At 66.1% G+C, this 2,551-nt stretch carries 3 protein-coding genes; 2 read left to right on the forward strand and 1 reads right to left on the reverse strand.

The genetic code is table 11. The annotated features are described in order from the left end of the window. Positions 1–739, forward strand: a 739-nt coding sequence (locus tag EN742_RS31375; RefSeq protein ID WP_128333691.1) for a zinc-binding dehydrogenase, incomplete at its 5' end; no start/stop codon positions are given. Positions 740–754: 15 nt separating this feature from the next. Here the strand turns inward: EN742_RS31375 and EN742_RS31380 are convergent. After that, positions 755–1,648: a DMT family transporter gene (locus EN742_RS31380; protein WP_126054164.1), complete on the reverse strand. Its 894-nt coding sequence runs from the start codon at positions 1,646–1,648 to the stop codon at positions 755–757. Between the two features lie 106 nt (positions 1,649–1,754). Here EN742_RS31380 and EN742_RS31385 point away from each other — a divergent pair. After that, positions 1,755–2,551, forward strand: a 797-nt coding sequence (locus tag EN742_RS31385) for a PLP-dependent aminotransferase family protein (protein ID WP_148670389.1), incomplete at its 3' end; no start/stop codon positions are given.

Raw genomic sequence — 2,551 nt, forward strand, 5'->3', positions numbered from 1 at the left:
CCAGGTCTGCGAGCACCAGACGCAGCCGGGCTTCACCGGCTGGGGTTCCTTCGCCGAATATGTCGCCATCGACCATGCCGACACCAACCTGGTGCGCCTGCCGGACGAGATGGACTTCGCCACCGCCGCCAGCCTCGGCTGCCGCTTCGTCACCTCCTTCCGCGCTATCGTCGACCAGGGCCGGGTGAAGCCGGGCGAATGGGTGGCCGTGCATGGCTGCGGCGGCGTCGGCCTGTCGGCGATCATGATCGCCAGTTCGATGGGCGCCAACGTCATCGCCATCGACCTCACCGACGAGAAGCTGGACTTCGCCAGGAAGATCGGCGCCGTGGCGACCATCAATGCCTCGAACACGCCCAACGTGGTCAAGGCGGTCAAGCAGATCACCAATGGCGGCGCGCACATGTCCATGGACGCGCTCGGTCACCCGACCACCTCGTTCAACTCGATCGCCAATCTGCGCCGGCGCGGCCGTCACGTTCAGGTCGGCCTGATGCTGGCCGACGACGCGCGCCCGCAGGTGCCGATGGACAAGGTGATCGCCTTCGAGCTCGAGATTCTCGGCAGCCACGGCATGCAGGCGTACCGCTATACGGCGATGATGGAGATGATCCGCACCGGCAAGCTGAAGCCGGAACTTCTGGTCGGCAAGAAGATCAGCCTCGAAGAAGCGCCCGCGGCCTTGATGGCGATGGGCGGCTTCGAGGGCATCGGCATCGGCGTGGTGACGAAGTTCTAGGTGCGGATGGCGCCGTCACGCCGAAGCCGCGCGTCTCGGCAACTCCTGCTTTGCGAATTTCTTGGCGCCGACGACGCACAGCACTACGCCGAGCGTGACGACCAACATCAGCGGGCTGACCTGCTCGTGCAGCAGCGTCGCCGCCAGCGCCAGGCCGAAGAAGGGCTGCAGCAGTTGCAACTGGCCGACGGCGGCGATGCCGCCTTGCGCAAGGCCGCGATACCAGAACACGAAACCAATCAGCATGCTGAACAGCGAGACATAGGCGAGACCGATCCAGGCGCTTGAGCCGACGTCGGCGAAGGATGGCGGCAGCGTCGCAAAGGTCAGCACCAGCGTGATCGGCAGCGACAGCACCAAAGCCCAGCAGATCACCTGCCAGCCGCCCAATCTGCGCGACAGCGCTGCACCCTCGGCATAGCCCAGTCCGCAGGCGATGATGGCAGCCAGCATCAGGCCGTCGCCGACCGGCGATGCGGTCACGCCTTGCGTCAGAGCAAAACCCGCCACCAGCGCGCTGCCGAGGCATGAGAACAGCCAGAATGCCGGTCTTGGACGGTCGCCGCCGCGCAGCACGCCGAAGATCGCCGTCGCCAGCGGCAGCAGGCCGACGAAGATGATGGAGTGGGCCGAGGTGACATGCTTGAGCGCCAGCGCCGTGAGCAGCGGAAAACCAACGACCACACCCAGTGCGACGATCGCCAGCGACAGCAGATCCTCGCGCTCCGGCCGCTTCTGCCGGAACAAGGCGAGCATCGCCAGGCCAAGCAGGCCGGCAATCGCCGCTCGGGCCGAGGTCAGGAATGTCGGATCGAGATCCGCAACCGCCACGCGCGTCGCCGGCAGCGAGCCACTGAAAATCAACACGCCGATGAATCCGTTCACCCAGCCACTCGCGGTCTTGTCCATTGCAGGCCTCATCTCTTTCGCCCTCTATCGGGCAGAGCCCTATGGTGCGGCCAGAGACAATGCGGTACAGTTTTGCAAAACTGTAATGGCCGATTGGGCAATACAGATGACCGAACTCGCTCTGGAACCCGACGCTGCGCGCACTTTTGCCGCAACCACGCTTGTCGAAACTGTCATGGCGACCATCCGTCAGCGGATCGCTGCCCGCAGCCTGACGCCTGGGGCGCGGCTGCCGTCGATCCGCGCCTTCGCCAAATCCATGCGAGTTTCGAAATCCACCGTCGTCGAGGCCTATGAGAGGCTCGCCGCCGAAGGCACGATCCGCTCGCGCCCGGGGTCGGGCTTCTACGCCGCCGGCCAGCTGGCGCCCTTGTCGCTGGCCGAGATCGGCCCCCGGCTTGACCGCGAGGTCGATCCGCTCTGGGTCTCGCGCCAGTCGCTGGAAGCCGGCGACGAGGTGCTAAAACCCGGCTGCGGCTGGCTGCCAGCCGCATGGATGCCGCAGGCCGCCTTGCGGCGGGCGCTGCGCACGGCGGCTCGCGCCGACGATGTCGCGCTTGCCGATTACGGTACGCCGCTCGGCCTGGCGCCGTTGCGGCACTTGCTGGTGCGGCGCATGGCCGGGCATGGCATCGAAGCCTCGCCCGAACAGATCATGCTGACGGAATCGGGCACCCAGGCCATCGATCTCCTGTGCCGCTTTCTGATCGAACCCGGCGACACCGTGCTGGTCGACGACCCCTGTTATTTCAACTTCCACGCCTTGCTGCGCGCCCATCGCGCCAAGGTCGTCAGCGTTCCCTACACACCGTCGGGCCCGGACATCGACCTGTTCGCCGAGGTGCTGGCCGAGCACCGGCCGCGCCTCTACATCACCAATTCCGGCATCCACAATCCGACAGG

The organism is Mesorhizobium sp. M4A.F.Ca.ET.020.02.1.1, from assembly GCF_004022645.1.
Lineage (GTDB): Bacteria > Pseudomonadota > Alphaproteobacteria > Rhizobiales > Rhizobiaceae > Mesorhizobium.